Origin of the sequence: Halococcus salifodinae DSM 8989, assembly GCF_000336935.1 — an archaeon.
Taxonomy (GTDB): Archaea; Halobacteriota; Halobacteria; order Halobacteriales; family Halococcaceae; genus Halococcus; species Halococcus salifodinae.
Genome location: NZ_AOME01000069.1, coordinates 40,122 through 58,120 on the forward strand (window position 1 = coordinate 40,122; position 17,999 = coordinate 58,120).

A 17,999-nucleotide genomic window follows, 5' to 3' on the forward strand; every position below is an offset into this window, starting at 1 on the left:
CCACGATCACCCATGAGCCAACGAGACGAAACCGCCGAAAAGATCTCGGAACTGAAAGCACAGCTCGGCTCCGACGGGGGCATGAGCGGACTCCTCGACAGCGGTACCGACGACACCGCCGAGAGTGAGTCCAGTGAGGACGAATCGGACGCCCCAGATACCACGACTTCGGGCAGTGCCGATCTCCCCGAGATGGGCGAATCGGTCGGCCGAACGCTCGGCGGGCTGATCGGTCGCCGACTGGGCGAGGCGATCGGTCGGGAGTTCGAACTCGACGAGCGGATGGTCACGCTCGCGACGAGCTATCTCGACACGATGGAGGACGGAGAGGGAGCCGGGCGTCTCGTCGGGAGCTCGACCGATGAGACCGACGAGACCGACGACGAAACCGAAGCGGACACCGATTCCTCGGAGCTACCCGAAGACCTCGACGAGCTGTCGACCGGGGAGCTCCAGTCGCTGGCCGATCAGCTGATGGGCGAACTCGAAGACCGCTCGGAGGACGGATGAGCCGTGAGCGACCAGTCGACTGCCGACGGTGAGGGCGTCGAGGAGACGCTCGACGAGCTGTCCGAGACGGTCGAAAAGACGGACGAAGGCGACAGTACGGGTGACGAGACGGGAACCGATGCCCCTGACATCGACGCTCTGATCGACCGGGCGATGGGCGACGTCGAGGCGCTGCTCACCGCCCACGAAAGCGACGACCCCTTCGAGGAGGTCCGTGAGGACGTCGACGATCTCGTCGCGGTCATCGAGGAGATCGAGGAGCTCCTCGAAACGATCGATCTCACCGATCTCCCCGAAGCCGTCGACCTCTCGGAGCTACCGGCCGCGATCGAGGCGGGCGAGGTTCCCGACGCGATCGCGGAGGGCGATCCCGGCGAGGCCGTGAAGTATCGCAAACTCCTCCAGATCGTCGAACTCGGCGAACTCTGGAACGCAGTCGACGTCCGCGAGTTCTGGCGGAACAAACGCGAACTCGACGATGCCGCCGGCGACGTGACCGACAACGGGGACGACGAGGACGGTCCGATCGAGAAGCTCCGATCCCTCGTCGGTGACGGCGGGGACGACAGCGATACCGACGCCGGTGGCGAGGGTGCCGAGAGCGCGGTCGCCACCGAAGACGGTACCGAACGCGACGATATCGAGGTGCCGTCCGAGACGATCCAGCAGCGGGTTCAATCGAAGCTCAGCGACGCCGTCGGGGAGTTCAGGGAGAGCTTGCTCGACACCAGAGAACGGGTCAAGGAGCTCAAAGAGGAAAACGAGGCCCGAACCGAGGACGTCGAACAGCCCGACTCGCGGAATCCGACGGCTTATTCCTCGATCCCGAGTACACGAACCGACATGAGCGGCACCACGGCGTTTTCGACGGTGCCCGAGGAGACGCGGTACTCCTCGGCCCCGAATCGTCCACGGCTCTACGGGTCGCGCCTCGACCGGGCGGCGGAGGAGCACGATGAGTGACAGCGGTGGCCCAACGCGGCGAAGCGACAGCCTCGCGGACGTGGTCGAGATGCTGCTCGACAAGGGTGTCGTGATCAACGCCGACATCGCGGTTTCGGTCGGTGATACCGAGCTCCTCGGTGTCCAGCTCCGGGCGGCGCTCGCCTCCTTCGAGACCGCCGCGGAGTACGGACTGGAGTTCCCCGACGGAACGGACATGCGTCGGGTCGAGGCGGCCTCGGACCGGACACCGGTCGAGGAACTCGACGACGAGCGCGACGAGCCGGTGATCAACGAGAGCGGGTCGTGGCTCTCCGAGCCGCCGATCACGAGCGACGAGAGCGAATCCGACGACGACGCGAAGCAACCCTCGGAGCCCGGCGTCGGTGCGAGACCGCGGATCGGCGGACGTTCCGGCGGCGAGACCGACGAGACCGAGGGCGGCAACGGTGACGAGGACGAACCGGACGAATCGGACGAAACCGCCGGGGAAAGCGATGACGAAGATTGACCTCGACGGCGACGACGCCGCCGACGGGCTGATGACGCTGGTGCTCGCGGTCATCGAGATCCTCGTCGACGCCTTGGAACGCGAGGCGATCCGCCGGATGGAGTCGGGCGAGCTGACCGACGAGGAGGTCGAGCGCCTCGGCACGCAGCTCGCGGCAGTCGAGGAAGAGATCGATCGGCTCGAAGCCGAGGCGGAGGTGTCCGAACCGGTCGACGATCTTCGGGGTGAACTCGACGAGCTCGTCACCGATCTCGTCCATCGGGCGAACGAATCCGACCGGGCCGAGCAGGGCGTGATTCGGGATGAGTGAGTCGGCGAGCGAGTTCACAACTGGCCGATATCTCTACTGTGTCGTGACCGTCGACGACGAGACGGCCACCGGTGAGCAACTCGCACGGACGGGTGTCGACGACGAACCGGTGTATCTCGTCGTCGAGGACGATCTCGGTGCGGTGGTCCACACCTGCGACGCACTCTACGACGCTGCCGATCCCGACGTGGTCCGAAAGTGGCTCCTCGATCACCAGGCGACGATCGATGCGGCGGGCGAGCGCTTCGGGACGCCGTTGCCCTTCCAGTTCGACACCATCCTGACCGGCGACGACGACCGCGTGCGCGAGTGGCTCACCGAGGAGTCGGCAACGCTAACCCCCCATCTCGATACGCTGGCGGATCACTGGGAGTACCGAGTCGAAGTCAGCCGGGACGACGCGGTTCTCGACGAGGACCTCGCGGCCGACGACGATCGACTCGCGGAGCTCGTCGATCGGATCGAGTCGGCGGGCGAGGGAACCGCTCATCTCCTCGAAACCCAGTACGAGCAGCGCCTCGACGAACTACGCCACGAACGCCAGGCCGAGCGAACGCGGGAACTGGCCGAACGACTCGATCCGCTCGCCAGCGAGATTCGAGAGCTCTCGCCAGAGCGCACGACGACGCTCGACGACGAGGATCGTGCGAACGACACGTCCCAAGACGACAGCGAACGTACCACACAGGCCCGCGTCTCGCTGCTGGCACACGAATCGGACGCCGAGGCGATCGGCGACACGCTCGACGAGGTGGCGGCCGAGTCGGGTGTCGAGGTGCGCTTCACTGGCCCGTGGCCACCGTACACGTTCGCCCCGACGTTCGACGAATGAAACCCTCGAAACCCGAGAACGGCGCGGTGGTCGATCTCGTTGACGCGATCCTTCGCGACGGAGTCGTGCTCCAGGCCGACGTCATCATCTCGGTCGCCGACATCCCGCTGGTGGGGTTGAAACTCCGCGCCGCACTCGCGGGGATGGATACGATGACCGAGTACGGCATCTTCGAGGAGTGGGACGCGGCCCACCGACGACGCGCGCTCGACGCCGAGGATGCGGACACGGACGACGAACAGACGAACACGAAAACCGACGAATAACAGGGACGCACGGCGACATCGTCGTCGAACGATCGCTCTATTCGCTCGTCTCGTTCGGTGCTTGGCCGGTTTCGAGTCCCTCGCCTTCGGGAACCGTCGCGGTGTTCTCGAACGGCGTCCCGGTTTCCTTGGGTGGTGTCTGCCCCGTTTCGAGCGCTTCGCCGTCGCTGCCGGTGTCGTCACTACCATCGCTGCTTTCGCTCCCACTACTGTTACTGTCGCTGCTTTCGCCGTTGTCACCATTGGTACTGTTACTTTCGCCGTCGCCGCTCTCGTTGCCACTTCTGCTGGCGAGCTGTGAACAGCCGGCGAGCAACGCGAACCCAGTCATACTTCCCCAACCGGCGAGATACTGCCGTCGATCCATTATCATATCGATCGGACCGTGCAACGAAAACGTTCGGATATACGTCTCGGGACGCCGCCGCCACCAGCCGGCGTATCGTTTAGGGGCGTCGATCGACAACCCTGCTCCGATGACCGCGAGCACCTACCGCGACGTCCGCTCGATCGCGGTCCACGCCGAGGACGTGGTGGCCGCGATCGAGGCCAACCGGAACGACGGTCCCCGGACGGTGCTCCGGGTGACGCCGCCGTTCGACGGCCGAATGCGGGCGCGACTCCACGTCGAACACGACGGCGAGTACGCCGCAAGCGACGATCCGGACCCGATCCACGTCGCGCCTTCGCGGCTCGTCGCGGACCCGCCGGTCCGCCCGACGCCGGACGGGACCGCCGATCGACTCCGCGACGATCCCGACGCGGCGTACTCCGTCGAGACTCATCACGAGCGCCACGCGGCGGCGATGACGGCGTGGCGCGAGGCGCTCGCTGGATCGATCGTCGACTCGATCGCGCTCGATGGACCGGACGGCCCCCACAGCGGATCGGCCGATCCCCACAGCGTCGACGTGGTCGTGCTCGGCTGAGTCGTCTCGTCCGGTTTATCCGATGGCCGGGGCTATCGTGCGCCATGAGCGACGACACGCCATCGATCCTGAGTCACGAAGAGGAAGCGATCGCTGCCGCGCTCGCCGAGGGAACCGACCCCGTGACCATCGCCGACGAGCGCGACAGCTCGGTCGCGGCGGTCGAGGCGTCGATCGACCGCATCCGTGAGAAGACCGAGCGCGCGTTCGCCACCCTCGAAGCCAGCCCGTTCGCCGCCGACCTCGCACGCGACTTCGACCCCGAGCGCCGCGCCGCACTCCGTGCCGCACTCGATGAGTGAGCAGTCCCCATACTGCTTCGGACTCGCTGGTCTCGAACCGTCGAAAAACGGCCGAGAACTCCGAAGCGGTCGTCTCGACCCCATCTATCGCTATCGAAACGCCGCATTACTGTTGCTACTCTGCCACGAAAGTGCGTCAACGCTCACCATAGTATAAGTCACTCCAGTGAGATAGATCGTTCGGGGCCGTCAGTATGTCACGGAGGACTGAACGAGTGCTCGCCCGTGGGACCGGCGAGACGGACGGGGTCGACGCAACGCTCGCGTCGCTGTACGCGAACTACCGGGACGATCCCCGGACACAACCGATCCAGGCGATCGCGTTCTGGCTGGCAGTCGGGCTGCCCGTCGTCACTCTCGTACTGCTCGCAACTGGACTCTCGAACGGGGCGGAAGTGGCGCTGTTCGTCGGGTTGTTGGGATTGAACGCCGTCGCGGTCGTCGCCGGCCACGCCCACCGCGCCTGACGTGGCCGGTTGCGTTTCACTCGCCCGAGAGCGCCGCCCGAAGCCGAGGCCACTCTGCGGCGATCGTCCGATGCTTGAGCAACACGAATCCCGTGAAGATCAACACGAACCCGGCGATCGTCGCCGCATCGATCGATTCGTCGAGGACGAGCGCGCCCGAGATCGCGGCGAACACCGGCGCGACGTACGAGACGAGGTTGATCTCGATGGGGCCGAGCCGATCGAGCAGATCGAAGTAGATGAGGAAGCCGACCGCGCTCGCCCCGATCGAGAGATACGCGAGCGCGGCGAGCGCACCCGGCGTGACGGTGACTGCCCCGAACGACTCGCCGAGAGCGACGCTCACACCGTGTAACAGGACTGCGCCGCCGACCATCGACCACGCTTCCATCGTTTCGATCGGAAGATCGGCAGGGATCCGACGAGTCAGCACGCTGCCGAGCGCGAACGCGAACGCCGCCGCGAACACGAGCCCCTCCGCGAGCAGGTTTCCGCCGAGGAGGTTCGCCGGGTTCGGGCTGGTCAGCACGACCACGCCGACGAGTCCGAGCAGGATGCCAGCGATGCCGGCGGTCGTGAGGCGCTCGCTGGGGAGAAACACCCGCGCGAACGCGGTCGTCAGCACGGGCGAGAGGCTGACGACGACCGACGCGGCCGCGCTGGTGGTCCCCTGCTCGCCGACGAACAGGAAGGCGTGGTACGCGGCGATCAGAAAGACCGCGCCGACCCCGACGAGCGCCCACTCGTTTCGGCTCCGGGGCAGCCACCGGTCGGTCGCGTAGACTGCGTAGCCGAGCATCATGAGACCGGCGACGTCGTATCGAAACGCCGCGAACAGGACGGGCGGGAAGTACGTGAGGCCCGCCTTGATCGCCATGAACGCGGTCCCCCACAGCCCGGCGAGGACGAGAAATGCGAGGAGGTTGCGATAGCGCACCACAGGATCTCCGCGAGGCGACGACCTGAACGTTACGCACTCGACTCATCCGCCGCCCACTCGCCCTCCTCTTCCAGGTCGGCGTCCGTGGCCTGTGCCCGCTCTTCGGGGGGTTCGAGTGGCGTGCTCTGCCAGTAGGGATGGTCGTCGATCGCCCGGAAACACGCCGCCTCGTGGTTCGATCCCGCGTCGAACCGGTCCGGATCGTCCTCGCGGCACGCCTCGCGGGCGTGGGGACACCTCGTGTGGAACCGGCAGCCCGATGGCGGATCACGTGGCGATGGCACGTCGCCCGCGAGTGCCTCGACATCGCGGTCGCGCTCGGCGGTGTTCGCGCGCGGAACGCTTTCGAGTAGCGCCTCGGTGTAGGGATGGCTCGGGTGCTCGAAGATCGGTTCCACGGGGCCGATCTCCACGATCTCGCCGAGATACATCACCGCGACGCGATCCGAGATATGCCGCACAACGGAGAGGTCGTGGGCGATGAACAGGTAGGTGAGGTCGAACTCGTCCTGGAGATCCCCCAGGAGATTCAGGATCTGGGCCTGGACGGAGACGTCGAGCGCGCTCACGGGTTCGTCAAGCACGACGAACTCGGGATCGAGCGCGAGCGCACGGGCGATCCCGACGCGCTGGCGCTGACCGCCCGAAAACTCGTGGGGGTAGCGCTCGCGCTGGGCCGCCGAGAGGCCGACCCGTTCGAGGAGGTCGGCGACGCGCTCGCGACGCAGCCGGGAGCGATCCGTTCCGACGGCGACAGTCACACCAGTATCGCTCACTGTCACGTCGTCCTCGCGGACGGAGGCGTTCACGTCCGCACGCTCCTCGATGCGTACCGTCGGTTCTTCGCCGGTGCGGTCGACGCGAACGACGAAAGCCGCCGCCTCGCTGGCGACGAGATCGCCGCCCTCGATCGTCACCGCGTCGGTATCGGTTTTCTCTTCGACATCCGGGCTCTCGCTGGCGGCCACGTCCCGGCCGGCGTCCACGACGGCGACCCCGACGTCAGCTGCGGGTTTCGGCAAGCCGTGAACCTGGAGGGGCTCGGCGACGATTTCGCCGACGGTCTGGCGGGGATCGAGGCTCGAAAACGGGTCCTGAAAGACGATCCCCGCACGCCGACGAAACGCCTTTTCCTCGTCGCCGGACAGCTCCGCGACCGGTTCGCCGTCGAAACGCACGGTCCCTGCGGTCGCTTCGCGGAGCCCCAGCAGGGTTTCGCCGGTGGTCGACTTCCCACAGCCCGATTCACCGACCAGTCCGAGGGTTTCGCCGCGCTCGACCGCGAACTCCACGCCGTCGACCGCCCTGACGGCGGTCGGGTCGCGCCCGAGCAGGCGATCGAACAGCGAGTCGTTCTCGTAGTAGTGCTTTTCGAGACCGTCGACGCTTACCAGCGGTTCGTTCGATCCCACGGTCCGCGTTTCGTCCACGTCGGTCTCGTCGTGATCGAGTCGTTCGCTCATGTGTCAGTTCCTTCGTTGGATTCGTCGAAGTATTCCTCCGATAGTGCGCGTGCCTCGTCGAACTCGTGATCGGCGAGGTAGCACTTCGCGGTGTGAGCGGTCGCGCCGCCTCCTGCCCCGTTCGCTCCTGCCGCATCCGCTTCCGCCCTGTCCGCCCCCTCAGCAACGCCCGCACCGTCGACCGCGAACGATGGCGGCTTGTCGAGGCATTCTTCCATCGCTTTCGGACACCGATCGGCGAAGTAACACCGGTCGTCCATCTCCGCCGCGAGCAGGCTCGGGACGTTGCCCTCGATGGGATCGAGCCGCGGGGCAGGATCGTCGAGATCCGGGATCGATCCCAGCAGTCCCTGAGTGTAGGGATGTGCTGGACTGTCGAACACGGCCTCCAGATTACCGTGCTCGACGATCTCGCCGGCGTACATCACCCCGAGTCGATCGCACGTTCTGGCGATCACACCGAGGTCGTGGGTGATCAGCACGATCGCCATGTCGAGTTCGTCCTGGAGGTCGGCGAGGAGATTCAGAATCTGGGCCTCGATGGTGACATCGAGGGCGGTGGTGGGCTCGTCGGCGATCAGGAGATCTGGCTCGCCCGCGAGCGCCTGGGCGACCATCGCGCGCTGGAGCATTCCTCCCGAGTACTGGTGGGGGTACTCCTCGGCGCGTGCTTCGGGATCGGGGATCCCGACCTGGCCGAGGAGTTCGATCGCACGTTCGTGACTCTCCTCGCCGACGTAATCGCGAGTCGGAATGACCGTGCTCGCCACCATCGATCCCAATCCGAACCCCTGGGTGCGCGAGCGGGTCGAGCGCGGGTTCGCGCTCGCGCGGCGCTGGACCTCGACCGCCTCAGCGATCTGCTCGCCCACGGAGATCGAGGGGTTGAAGCTGCTCATCGGGTCCTGGAAGATCATACTCACCGACGAGCCCCGGAGCGAACGCCGGACCTCGGGGGGCACGCGCCGGAGATCCACTCTGTCCCCGTCGACGGCGTCGGGATGATCGTCGCCCATCTCGCCCGCGAGGTCGGCGTCGCGATACCAGACCTCGCCTGAGACGATCTCGCCGGGTGACTCCACGAGATCGATGATCGAGAGCGCTGTGACCGATTTCCCGGAACCCGACTCGCCGACCACGCCGAACACCTCGCCGTCGTGGACGGTGAAATCGACCGATTCGACCGCGTTGACCTGGCCCTCCTCGGTGAAGAATCGGGTCGTGAGGTCGCGAACGTCGAGCAGGGGCTCGGAGCTTTCACCGCCGGCCATCACGCACCACCTCCCTCGCCCTCGATCCCGGGATCGAGCGCGTCGCGGAGCCAGTCGCCGATCAGGTTGACGCCGATCACGGTCAGCACGATCGCGATGCCTGGCATCGTCGAGATCCACCACGCGGTGGCGAGGTAGTCACGGCCCTGCGCGATATCGAACCCCCACGAGAGGTTCGCGCCCGAGAACCCGAGATACGACAGCGAGCTTTCGAGGAGGATGATCGCCGCGATCTGGATGGTCGCGAGCACCAGAATCGGGGTGATACTGTTCGGCAGCACGTGTTTCCGGAGGATGAACCGATCGCTCGCGCCGACCGACCGCGCGGCCTTGACGTACTCGGCGTCGGTGATCGAGAGTGCCTCGCCCCGCGCGACGCGGGCGAACCACACCCAGTTGACCAGTGCGACCACGAGGATCACGGTGCCAGGCAGCGCGAACGAGTCGGGCATCCCGGGAGCGAATCCGAGCGCGACGATCGGATCGGGCACTCTGACTGTCGCGCCGCCGAACAGCCCCACGAGCGCGACCGCGAGCACGAGCGACGGGAACGCGAGCATCACGTCTGCGCCCCGCATCAGCGCGTCGTCGACTTTTCCCCCATAATAGCCCGCCGATAACCCGACTGTGACGCCGAGGACGGTGGCGATCGCAGTACCAAGAACGCCGACGAGCAGTGAGGTCCGTGCGCCGTAGAGCACCCGCGAGAGCATGTCGCGGCCGAGCGAGTCAGTACCAAGAGGGTGGGCAGCGCTCGCGCTGATGTTCGTGGTTTCGTTCACGATCTGGATCTCGCCGTCGACCATCTGTGAGGAGGTCTCATTGGTCTGTGTGCTGAATCCAAGGGGTGGGAGCGACGAGTTGTTGAGGTCCTGATCGAAGGGGTTCTGCGGGGCGAGTACGGGCGCGAGCACCGCCACCAGCACGACCGCGACCACGAGCACGATCCCGACTTTCGCCAGGGCGTTGCCGCGGAGTTCGCGCTGGAGGTTCCGGAGGGTGCGTGGTTGGATCATTCGTTCGCCACCTGCGGGTTGAGCGAGGCGTACAGCGCGTCAACGAGGAGATTGACGATCACGAATCCAGCCCCGATCACGATCAGCGAGCCCTGGATCATCGGCCAGTCACGCGCGTTGATCGCGTTGATTACTAAGGTACCGAGCCCGGGCCACGCGAACACCGCCTCGGTGATGACCGCGCCGCCGATCAGCGTTCCCAGCTGCAGGCCCACCACCGTGATGACGGGGATCAGCGTGTTCCGGAGGGCGTGTTTGTACCGCACGAGCGTCTCGGGCAACCCTTTCGCACGCGAGGCCCGGATGTAGGTCTTGCCGAGCTCGTCGAGCATCCCGCTTCTGGTGAGGCGGGTGATGAGCGCGGTAAAATAGGTGCCGAGCGTGATTGCCGGCAGCGTGATGTGGGCGAGCCATGTCACGAGGCCGTCGAAACTTCCTTCGGAGAACAGCATCTCTATTGCGGGAAGAAAGCCGACGACCCGCCGACTCGTCGGGAACAGGCCGAACTGGACGGCGAGCACGAGCACCAGCATGATGCCGAGCCAGAAGTTGGGCGTGCTGATCCCCACCAACGAGAACGTGGTCGCGCCGTAGTCGGCAGGCTGGTGGCGATGGGTCGCGCTGATCACGCCGAGTGGGATCGACAGCACGACGGCGACGATGCTCGACGCGATCGCGAGCTCGAGCGTCGCGGGCAGCCGGTTGAAGATGCGGGTGCTCGCTGCGGTGCCCGAGATGTACGAGTAGCCCATGTCGCCCTGGAGGAGGTTGAGGAGGTAATCGATGTACTGGACGTATATCGGACGGTTCAGACCGAGTTCGACGGCGATCTGCTCGCGGAGCGCCTGGCTCGCGTCGAGCGGCGCGACGAACGTGATCGGGTTGCCCGGCGTGACGAAACGCAGGAGGAAGACAACGGTCACGACCCCCCAGATCACGAACACGCCCTGGAGCGTTCGCTTGAGGAGGAATCGACCGGTCGGCATCAGTGTCGCCCTCCCGCCGTCGACACCGTCCGTTCGCCGACCGCGTACCGGGGTCGTTGGCGAGGTGACTCCATTCGGGTTGTCAGTTCGTCTCGCTCATCGCGTAGGCGTTGATGCGCTCGTCGCGGCGCGCGCTCCACTCTACCCGATTGTTCACGCCGTAGACGCTGTACTGGCGATTCAGGAAGATCCACGGGGCTTGCTCGCGACAGAGCGCGTTCGCCTCTTTGAGGAGCGACGCACGCCGCTCCTCGTCGCTCGTGGACTGGGCCTCCGAAATGAGCGAGTCGAGCTCGTCGTTGCTGTAGGAGGTGAGTGCACCGTCGCTCGTCAACAGCGGAATGATCGTCTGGCTCGCGTCGAACGTGGCGTTGCCCCACCCGATCAGGTAGAAGTCCGGGCCGGTCGTGATGTCGCCGTCGGTGAGTTCGCCCGCGAGCGTGCTGAACTCGCGCTGGCTGATCCCACACGAGACGTTCGAGAGCGAGTCGATCTGGCTCACGACCGCCTGGGCGATCTCGACGTCCTTGAGGTAGCGTCCGACTGGCGTGTGGAGCGTGATCTCCGCGCCCGCAAAACCACTCTCCTCGACCAGCGACTCGGCTCGATCCTGATCTTGTGGATAGGGCTCGACGTTGCCGTTGTACCCGACGAACCCCTCCAGGGTCGGCTGCCCCGTCGGATCGGCGAACCCCGAAAGCACGTTCTCGATGATCCCCTGGAGGTTCACCGCGTAGTTCATCGCCTGGCGGAACTGGGGGCTCGAAAACGGCTCGACGTCGTAGCGCATCGCGTTGTAGATGACACGCGTGCTCGGGACCGCGCTCAGTCCCGCGCTGTTGCTGGAACGAACCCGCTGGGCGTCTTGGGGCGGGACGTTGACTGCCACATCGGTCTCGCCCTCCAGCAGCTGGTTGACACGGGTACTCGACTCCTCAGCGGCGTTGAACGTGAGCTGTGAGATGTCGGCCGGCTCGCGCCAGTAGTCCTCGTAGCGCGAGAGCACCACGCGGACGCCCTGTTCGTAGGCATCGAGCTGAAACGGCCCGGTGCCGTTCATGTTCTGGGCGATCTCCTCCTGGGAGCGTTCCTCGACCCACGACTGCTGCATGATGTCGCCATAGGTCGCAAACGACGCGAAGACGATCGGGTTGAACCCGTCCGACATCACGTCGACCGCGCGCTCGCCGTCGACGACTTCCGCGCCGGTCACGCCAGCGAGCTGGTCGGCCTGGGGACTGGCGAATCCGACGTCCTCTTTGACGATCCGATTGACGCTGAAGGCGACGTCTTCGGGGGTGAGGTCGTCGCCGTTGTGGAAGGTGACCCCCTCCTGGAGCGTGAAGCGCACCCGCCCCTCCTCGACGCGCTCGTAGTCGGTGGCGAGCTTTTGGATAACCTTGCCCTCTGCATCGCGTGCGAGCACACCCTCGTAGGCGTGGAGCACCACGTTGTCGGTCGGCGTCTCGCGGTGGTTCTGCGGGTCGAGCGTCGATGGTGGTTGACCCTGCGTGATCGTCACCGCGAACTCGCCGGTGCCCGATCCGCCCCCGCTCTCGTTGCCACCGCCGCTTTCGTTGCCGGCTGCGGTACCGTTCCCGTCCTCCGCTCCGCCGCTGGGCGTGCTCTCTGCGGTATCGGCTCCGCCGCTGGCGTTGCCACCGCCGCCAGAACCGTTGTTGCCACCGTTGCCACCACCGCCGGAACAGCCGGCGAGCGCGGTCGTCGCTGCCGCGCTCCCGGCGAGCGCGAGGAAGCGCCGCCGGCTCGTCGAACGATCGTCCGTGTCAACCATGTTCCGCACATTGGCGCATCGTGGTATATATGCTACGGTAGGGGTTAACAGCCCTACTGGTCCAACTTCTGTTTTCTCACTGGCGTCTCAAGCGATACACCGAACGAAAGCCAGTTCCGGCGTTCATAGAGCAGATATGTTCGTGACCTAGTACGGCTGATTCTGCCGATTATCGATCGAAAAGGGTTATTTTCATTTCCACAACGAGTGGTGCACTCTTGACCAGGGTCTTGGTCGACCGACGGAGTCGCTTGGAGCGTTCTCGATGAAAAACACCGAATGCGCTGACGAACTCCGTAGCGGTCGTTCCATGGCGATATCGAAGTACCCGTGCTCGATGACCGTAGTGACTGTCTCGTAATACTACACACTCGATTATACTCTAGCCGAGGGTCCGGCGTTCGCTGATGGGCGATTTCCCGACACACGGGAACTCACTTTCCGAATCAACGGTTCAAGAACAGCGCTCCTGTCGTTTACCGCAATCCCAGTCGTTATGGATAGGGACCTGCAGACTCCGGAGTGTGTCATCATATACCGATCGGCGAGGCTTTCTGAAAGTCGCAGGCTCGGTCGCCGCATCATCGACTCTCATCGGAACAGCGAACGCAGCGGGCCGAGGAAGCGGCACTCGATACGCGGCGTTCAACGTTGTGGACCTGAACACGGAGCAGGTACAACAGAAGGGCGACGAACAAGCCGCTGCTGCCGCTCGTGTGATTCAGGAGATCGACCCGGACGTCATCGTCGTTAACGAACTTGCCAACAACATCCAAAAAGCGAGAGTTGCAGACGGCGTTCCTACGGAGAAGACGAACATCCAAGCGTTCGTCGACAACTATCTCAGTGAACCACAGCATCGAACCCTCGACGGGATCGAGTATGAATATACGCTCCAACCGACCAGCAACACGGGCGTCCTCCCCGAGGAGTCGTACGACTTCAACAAGGACGGCACCGCCGGCGAACGCCCGGGTGATGCGTTCGGGTTCGGTGTCTTCCCCGGCCAGTACGCGTTCGGGATCGCAAGCAAACATCCGTTCGACGAGGCTAACATCCGGTCGTTCCAGAAGTTCCGCTGGACCGATATGCCCGGGAACCTGATTCCGCTCGCGGGTGAGGCCGGGGTCGATACGGATGGCATCTACCTGACGGAGGCCGAGACGGATGTCTATCGACTCTCCTCGAAAACCCACATCGATGTCCCGTTCGAGGTAGACGGTGGGACGGTTCATGGACTGTTCAGCCACCCGACCCCGCCCGTCTTCGACGGCCCGAACAACTTCAACGGGCGGTGGAATCACGACGAGGTGCGGTTCTTCGCGGATTACGTCGCCGGGGCGGACTACATCTACGACGACAGCGGGAGGAAGGGTGGACTCGCGGACGACGCCTCGTACGTCCTGATGGGCGATATGAACGCCGGTCCGGGGGATGAACCACTCGATCCGGCGACGAAGTACTTCATCGAAAACGACGATTTCACCACCCGACGTCTGCCGACGAGTCCGGGTGGCGCACAACGAGGCAACCCGTACGCGACCGCCACCTTCGATGCCAGACCGAAAGTCGATTGGGTCCTTCCGTCGCCGGATCTCTCGTTGCGGTCGTCCTCAGTCGTCTGGCCGAGCAAGAACGCATCCAAACGCGGGCTCGGCGAGGCCGTCGACACTGCGTCGGACCACCGGATGGTCTGGGCAGATATCGACAACCGGCAGCGAGGGGCCTCCGGACGACCATCACGATAACCGATTCGACCATCCGTTCATCGTCCAATACTGGAACGATTCTATACTGCGTCCGGTGGATATCCGCTGAAGCACGTCGGTTGCTCCGCCACTTCTCTTCGCTACGGCTCTGCTGGAGCAACTATGTCGGCGATCTGAGAAAAATCCGCCTCGCACTACTCCACGGTGTTCCGGATCGAGAATCACGTCGTCCGAATCCTGCACATCGGGTCATCGATCGAACGATTTCGATATGCAACGCCGAGGCTCATCCCTCCGATCTCGTGTCCGCGATCGAAGATGCGCTGGACGAACGCAAGCCAGTCACCGCCTGTGCGTCCGGGTGGTCACCCGAGCAGAACACCTTCGACGAATCGATGTACAAAATCCGGTGATCAGGTGAATCAAAACGGGCGGCGAGCACCCGTGACACACTGATCCCGCACCCCCGGGCGTCGTCGACCGGCCCCAGCAGCCCGTACTGTTAAGGTTGCGTGTGTGATAGCGTTAGCATGGCCGCCTACGGCCGGCCGACCCTCCGGGATCTGTTCGACGACTCGCCCACCCCCCACATCGCCCACCCGCCGCGGACCCACCATCGGGAGTTCTACGTCGCCACCGACGGGTCCTTTCGCGCCGCGGGTGGCGGCCTCGGCGTCGTGATCGAAACCCGCGACGGCGAGCGCGTCGCACGGCTCTCGATTCCCGACGACCCGCCGGACAACAACGTCGCCGAGTACCGCGCGCTCCATCTCGGCCTCGACGTGCTCGCCGCGCGCACGCCGCCGGGGACCCGCGTGGGCGTCCTCGTCGATCACGATGCGCTCGCGGCGAACGCGAACCGGACTGTGCTCGCCGCCCGCCGCTCGGACTGGCGAACTCACCCGGTGTCGGTCCCCGCGGATTCGCGCCACCACTGGCGCGGGATCCGGGCACGCCTCCGAGAGTTCGGGGCGTGTCGCGTGGCGCGCATCCAGAGCGGCGAGAACCCTGCCCATCCGCTCGCCAACGCTCCAGACCAGTACGGCCACGTCAACGACGAGACCAACCGGTGTGTGCGCCCGATCCCAGCCGTCGACCGCCGCGAGGAGGTCCCACCACCCTCGCGTGCCGATCGCCCCGCCAGCGATTGAGGCGGCGTCGCTCCGTGACCGGGTTGCCGGCGTCGGACCGATACGGCGACGCTGTCGGTCGTTGGCCCGGCAAATGCAACCCCCGAACACAACCGGGCGGCCCATGAACCTATAAGAGATGCGACCGAAGGGAGGGACACGAATGCGAACGGGAGTGGGTACATCGTATGGCGGTTGACGCCGGTGGTACGGACGGGCCCCCGCCCGTCGCCGACGACCTGATCCTCGTCTCGAACCGCCAGCCGTACACACACAGCTACGAGCACGACGACGCGGGCGAGCGGACCATCAGCGTCAACCGGCCCGCCGGCGGGCTCACGGCCGGACTCGATCCCGTGATGCAGGAGACCGACGGGACGTGGGTCGCGTGGGGCGACGGCGAGGCCGACGCCGACGTCACCGACGAGAACGGTGAGGTCCGGATGCCGCCCGAGTCCGAGGCCTACACCCTCAAACGCCTCTGGCTCTCCGAGGAGGAGGTCGAGGGCTACTACTACGGCTACAGCAACCGGGTGCTCTGGCCGCTGTGTCACGGCGGGACGATGAAGACCGAGTACGTCGAGCGGTTCTGGCAGCGCTACCAACAGGTCAACGAACGCTTCGCCGAGGCGGTCGCGGAATCGGCGAGCGACGATCCCCTCGTGTGGTTTCAGGACTATCACTTCACGCTCGCGCCGCGCGCCGTGCGCGACGCGCTCGACGACCCCTTCATCATGCATTTCTGGCACATCACGTGGCCTGGCTGGGACACGTTCCGGGCGTGCCCGCAGGGTCAGCAGCTGCTGGAGGGGCTCCTCGGGAACGATCTCTTGGGGTTCCACGTCGAGCGCTACTGCGAGAACTTCCTCGACTGCGTGGATCGGGCCTTGGAGGACGCCTTCATCGACGAGGAGGGCGGCCGGATCAACTACGAGGGCCACACTACTACTGTTCGAGCGTTCCCGCTCGGGATCGACGCCGAATCGATCCGTGAGGAGAGCGCGGCCGCCGACGCGTCGTTCGAGGCCGACATCCGCTCGACGTACGACATCGGTGCCGACACGACGATGATCGTCGGCGTCGACAGGCTGGATTACACCAAGGGGATCGTCGAGCGCCTCGAAGCGCTCGAACGGCTCTGGGAGACCGAACCCGAGTACCAGGGGACGGTGACGTACGTCCAGAAGGCGAGCGAGAGCCGGTCGTTGATCCCCGACTATCAGGACCTCCAGCAGAACGTCCGGGAGACGATCGAGCGGATCAACGACCGCTTTGGAACCCCGGACTGGCAGCCCGTGGTCTACATCGACGAGTTCATCCCCCAGTCCGAGCTCTGCGGGCTGTATCGCTACTCCGACGTCATGTTGGTGAGCGCGGTCCGGGACGGGATGAACCTCGTCGCGAAGGAGTACGTCGCGGCGCAGGTCGACGACGACGGCGTGTTGGTGCTCTCGGATCAGGCCGGCGCGCACGAGGAGCTCGGCGAGCACGCGCTCACGATCAACCCCTACGACACCGAGTCGTTCGCCGACACCATCCAGCAGGCGCTCGCGATGGCTCCCGACGAGCGCCGCGACCGGATGGCCGCGCTGCGCGAACAGGTCGCTGCCCACGACCTTTACGCGTGGATGGACGACGTGTTCGCGACCGCCCGCGACCTCCGCGAGCAGCGCGATCACGATGGCGGGTGAGTCGACCCGCGGTGACGGATCCGAAGAGAGCGTCGGGACGAACGCCGGCAACGACGGTCGTCCGCCGGCGCTGTTCGACGGCGGCGAGCCGCTCGCGACGATCGCCGATCGGCTCGCCGCCGCCGACGGACTCTCCTTCTGTACGGACTTCGATGGCACGCTCTCGGCTATCGAGGAAGACCCCGACGCACCCGAGATTTCACCGGAAAACCGCGAGATGCTCCGGACGCTCCGCGATCACGACCGGGTCCGGGTGGCGGTCATCAGCGGCCGGGAGCTCGCCGACCTTCGATCGCGCGTGGGGATCGAGGGGATCGCGTACGCCGGCAACCACGGTCTCGAAGTGTTCCACGACGGCGAGACGACCGTGCATCCGGTGGCGAACAAACGCCAGCACGATCTCGAACGCATCGTCGACGACCTCGACGACCGGCTCGCGGACACCGACTGTTTCGTCGAGGACAAGTCGGTGAGCGCGACGATCCACTACCGCGCGGCCCCCGAGCGAGCCGAGGCGGTCCAGAACGCAGTCGAGGAAACCGTCGATCGGATCGCACCGGGTGGGTTCGAGCGCTCGACCGGTAAGGAGATCGTGGAGCTCACGCCGGCGGTCGCGTGGGACAAGGGCGCGGCGCTCTCGCTGTTGACCGCGGATTTCGAGGGATGGCTCCCGATCTACGTCGGCGACGACACCACCGACGAGGCGGCCTTTCGCGAACTCGGTGATCGAGGGATCGGCATCCACGTCGGTACGGGTGAGGACACCGCGGCGGACTACCGGATCGACGACCCGCCAGCGGTCGAGCGGCTGATCGACTGGTTCTGTACTGAGGGGCTCGCTACGTTCGATCGACCGTCGTCTGGCTAAGACGATCCATCGACCTCCTCGCCGTCCGCACCCGGCGGACACACCGACGGAGGGAGTGGCT

General features: G+C 65.5%; 20 protein-coding genes. 13 read left to right on the forward strand and 7 right to left on the reverse strand.

What is annotated here, in order from left to right:
* Positions 1-12 precede the first annotated feature (12 nt).
* From C450_RS12395 to gvpM, 6 genes are read left to right on the forward strand one after another with little or no spacing between them, the layout of a single operon-like run.
* A complete protein-coding gene (locus C450_RS12395) occupies positions 13-510 on the forward strand; it encodes a hypothetical protein (protein WP_005043856.1) in 498 nt (165 codons plus the stop codon).
* Positions 511-513: 3 nt separating this feature from the next.
* Positions 514-1,473, forward strand: a complete 960-nt coding sequence (locus C450_RS12400) for a hypothetical protein (RefSeq protein WP_005043858.1) — start codon at positions 514-516, stop codon at positions 1,471-1,473.
* Positions 1,466-1,963 (forward strand): gas vesicle protein GvpJ, encoded by a 498-nt coding sequence (gvpJ, locus tag C450_RS23235; RefSeq protein WP_005043860.1) that lies wholly within the window; start codon positions 1,466-1,468, stop codon positions 1,961-1,963. Before C450_RS12400 ends, gvpJ begins: the two co-directional genes overlap by 8 nt.
* On the forward strand, positions 1,950-2,273 hold the full coding sequence (locus C450_RS12410) for a gas vesicle protein K (RefSeq protein ID WP_005043861.1): 324 nt from the start codon (positions 1,950-1,952) through the stop codon (positions 2,271-2,273). The genes gvpJ and C450_RS12410 overlap by 14 nt, the downstream gene beginning before the upstream one ends.
* Positions 2,266-3,105 (forward strand): gas vesicle protein GvpL, encoded by an 840-nt coding sequence (gene gvpL / locus C450_RS12415; RefSeq protein ID WP_005043863.1) that lies wholly within the window; start codon positions 2,266-2,268, stop codon positions 3,103-3,105. Before C450_RS12410 ends, gvpL begins: the two co-directional genes overlap by 8 nt.
* Positions 3,102-3,371, forward strand: coding sequence for a gas vesicle protein GvpM (gvpM, locus tag C450_RS12420; RefSeq protein ID WP_005043866.1), 270 nt, complete (start codon positions 3,102-3,104; stop codon positions 3,369-3,371). The genes gvpL and gvpM overlap by 4 nt, the downstream gene beginning before the upstream one ends.
* A 37-nt stretch (positions 3,372-3,408) precedes the next feature.
* Here gvpM and C450_RS12425 read toward each other — a convergent pair whose 3' ends face one another.
* Positions 3,409-3,738 (reverse strand): hypothetical protein, encoded by a 330-nt coding sequence (locus tag C450_RS12425; RefSeq protein WP_080510313.1) that lies wholly within the window; start codon positions 3,736-3,738, stop codon positions 3,409-3,411.
* A gap of 109 nt (positions 3,739-3,847) precedes the next feature.
* Here C450_RS12425 and C450_RS12430 point away from each other — a divergent pair, with 109 nt between their 5' ends.
* From C450_RS12430 to C450_RS12440, 3 genes are all read left to right on the forward strand, one after another.
* The gene (locus C450_RS12430; RefSeq protein WP_005043871.1) at positions 3,848-4,300 is read left to right on the forward strand and encodes a hypothetical protein; all 453 of its coding nucleotides are present in this window, start codon (positions 3,848-3,850) and stop codon (positions 4,298-4,300) included.
* A gap of 44 nt (positions 4,301-4,344) precedes the next feature.
* On the forward strand, positions 4,345-4,602 hold the full coding sequence (locus tag C450_RS12435; protein WP_005043874.1) for a hypothetical protein: 258 nt from the start codon (positions 4,345-4,347) through the stop codon (positions 4,600-4,602).
* Between the two features lie 194 nt (positions 4,603-4,796).
* The gene (locus C450_RS12440) at positions 4,797-5,069 is read left to right on the forward strand and encodes a hypothetical protein (RefSeq protein WP_005043877.1); all 273 of its coding nucleotides are present in this window, start codon (positions 4,797-4,799) and stop codon (positions 5,067-5,069) included.
* A gap of 16 nt (positions 5,070-5,085) precedes the next feature.
* Here the strand turns inward: C450_RS12440 and C450_RS12445 are convergent, their stop codons facing one another.
* The 6 genes from C450_RS12445 to C450_RS12470 all read right to left on the reverse strand — a co-directional run bounded on the left by C450_RS12445 (position 5,086) and on the right by C450_RS12470 (position 12,540).
* Entirely contained in the window at positions 5,086-6,009 is a 924-nt protein-coding gene (locus C450_RS12445) for a DMT family transporter (protein ID WP_005043880.1), read from the reverse strand.
* Between the two features lie 29 nt (positions 6,010-6,038).
* Positions 6,039-7,472, reverse strand: a complete 1,434-nt coding sequence (locus C450_RS12450) for an ABC transporter ATP-binding protein (protein WP_005043882.1) — start codon at positions 7,470-7,472, stop codon at positions 6,039-6,041.
* Positions 7,469-8,743, reverse strand: a complete 1,275-nt coding sequence (locus C450_RS12455; RefSeq protein WP_005043885.1) for an ABC transporter ATP-binding protein — start codon at positions 8,741-8,743, stop codon at positions 7,469-7,471. The genes C450_RS12450 and C450_RS12455 overlap by 4 nt, the downstream gene beginning before the upstream one ends.
* Entirely contained in the window at positions 8,743-9,759 is a 1,017-nt protein-coding gene (locus tag C450_RS12460; protein ID WP_005043887.1) for an ABC transporter permease, read from the reverse strand. The genes C450_RS12455 and C450_RS12460 overlap by 1 nt, the downstream gene beginning before the upstream one ends.
* Positions 9,756-10,745 carry an ABC transporter permease gene (locus C450_RS12465; RefSeq protein ID WP_005043889.1) on the reverse strand — a complete coding sequence of 330 codons (990 nt, stop codon included), beginning with the start codon at positions 10,743-10,745 and terminating at the stop codon, positions 9,756-9,758. Before C450_RS12465 ends, C450_RS12460 begins: the two co-directional genes overlap by 4 nt.
* A gap of 82 nt (positions 10,746-10,827) precedes the next feature.
* Complete coding sequence (locus C450_RS12470; protein WP_005043890.1) at positions 10,828-12,540, reverse strand: ABC transporter substrate-binding protein; 1,713 nt, start codon at positions 12,538-12,540, stop codon at positions 10,828-10,830.
* 524 nt (positions 12,541-13,064) lie between these two features.
* Here C450_RS12470 and C450_RS12475 point away from each other — a divergent pair.
* The 4 genes from C450_RS12475 (at position 13,065) to otsB (ending at position 17,938) form a co-directional block, all read left to right on the forward strand.
* Positions 13,065-14,288: an endonuclease/exonuclease/phosphatase family protein gene (locus C450_RS12475; RefSeq protein ID WP_193790517.1), complete on the forward strand. Its 1,224-nt coding sequence runs from the start codon at positions 13,065-13,067 to the stop codon at positions 14,286-14,288.
* Positions 14,289-14,779: 491 nt separating this feature from the next.
* On the forward strand, positions 14,780-15,400 hold the full coding sequence (locus C450_RS12480) for a hypothetical protein (protein WP_005043897.1): 621 nt from the start codon (positions 14,780-14,782) through the stop codon (positions 15,398-15,400).
* Positions 15,401-15,567: 167 nt separating this feature from the next.
* Entirely contained in the window at positions 15,568-17,070 is a 1,503-nt protein-coding gene (locus tag C450_RS12485) for an alpha,alpha-trehalose-phosphate synthase (UDP-forming) (protein WP_005043899.1), read from the forward strand.
* Complete coding sequence (gene otsB / locus C450_RS12490) at positions 17,060-17,938, forward strand: trehalose-phosphatase (protein ID WP_005043901.1); 879 nt, start codon at positions 17,060-17,062, stop codon at positions 17,936-17,938. The genes C450_RS12485 and otsB overlap by 11 nt, the downstream gene beginning before the upstream one ends.
* Positions 17,939-17,999: the final 61 nt, after the last annotated feature.

Bases quoted from the DNA above. Each gene is read 5' to 3' on its own strand.
- C450_RS12395 (WP_005043856.1), top strand. From the start codon at position 13: ATGAGCCAACGAGACGAAACCGCCGAAAAGATCTCGGAACTGAAAGCA.
- gvpJ (WP_005043860.1), top strand. From the start codon at position 1,466: ATGAGTGACAGCGGTGGCCCAACGCGGCGAAGCGACAGCCTCGCGGAC.
- C450_RS12410 (WP_005043861.1), top strand. From the start codon at position 1,950: ATGACGAAGATTGACCTCGACGGCGACGACGCCGCCGACGGGCTGATG.
- gvpL (WP_005043863.1), top strand. From the start codon at position 2,266: ATGAGTGAGTCGGCGAGCGAGTTCACAACTGGCCGATATCTCTACTGT.
- gvpM (WP_005043866.1), top strand. From the start codon at position 3,102: ATGAAACCCTCGAAACCCGAGAACGGCGCGGTGGTCGATCTCGTTGAC.
- C450_RS12425 (WP_080510313.1), bottom strand. From the start codon at position 3,738: ATGGATCGACGGCAGTATCTCGCCGGTTGGGGAAGTATGACTGGGTTC.
- C450_RS12430 (WP_005043871.1), top strand. From the start codon at position 3,848: ATGACCGCGAGCACCTACCGCGACGTCCGCTCGATCGCGGTCCACGCC.
- C450_RS12435 (WP_005043874.1), top strand. From the start codon at position 4,345: ATGAGCGACGACACGCCATCGATCCTGAGTCACGAAGAGGAAGCGATC.
- C450_RS12440 (WP_005043877.1), top strand. From the start codon at position 4,797: ATGTCACGGAGGACTGAACGAGTGCTCGCCCGTGGGACCGGCGAGACG.
- C450_RS12450 (WP_005043882.1), bottom strand. From the start codon at position 7,472: ATGAGCGAACGACTCGATCACGACGAGACCGACGTGGACGAAACGCGG.
- C450_RS12455 (WP_005043885.1), bottom strand. From the start codon at position 8,743: ATGGCCGGCGGTGAAAGCTCCGAGCCCCTGCTCGACGTTCGCGACCTC.
- C450_RS12460 (WP_005043887.1), bottom strand. From the start codon at position 9,759: ATGATCCAACCACGCACCCTCCGGAACCTCCAGCGCGAACTCCGCGGC.
- C450_RS12465 (WP_005043889.1), bottom strand. From the start codon at position 10,745: ATGCCGACCGGTCGATTCCTCCTCAAGCGAACGCTCCAGGGCGTGTTC.
- C450_RS12470 (WP_005043890.1), bottom strand. From the start codon at position 12,540: ATGGTTGACACGGACGATCGTTCGACGAGCCGGCGGCGCTTCCTCGCG.
- C450_RS12480 (WP_005043897.1), top strand. From the start codon at position 14,780: ATGGCCGCCTACGGCCGGCCGACCCTCCGGGATCTGTTCGACGACTCG.
- C450_RS12485 (WP_005043899.1), top strand. From the start codon at position 15,568: ATGGCGGTTGACGCCGGTGGTACGGACGGGCCCCCGCCCGTCGCCGAC.
- otsB (WP_005043901.1), top strand. From the start codon at position 17,060: ATGGCGGGTGAGTCGACCCGCGGTGACGGATCCGAAGAGAGCGTCGGG.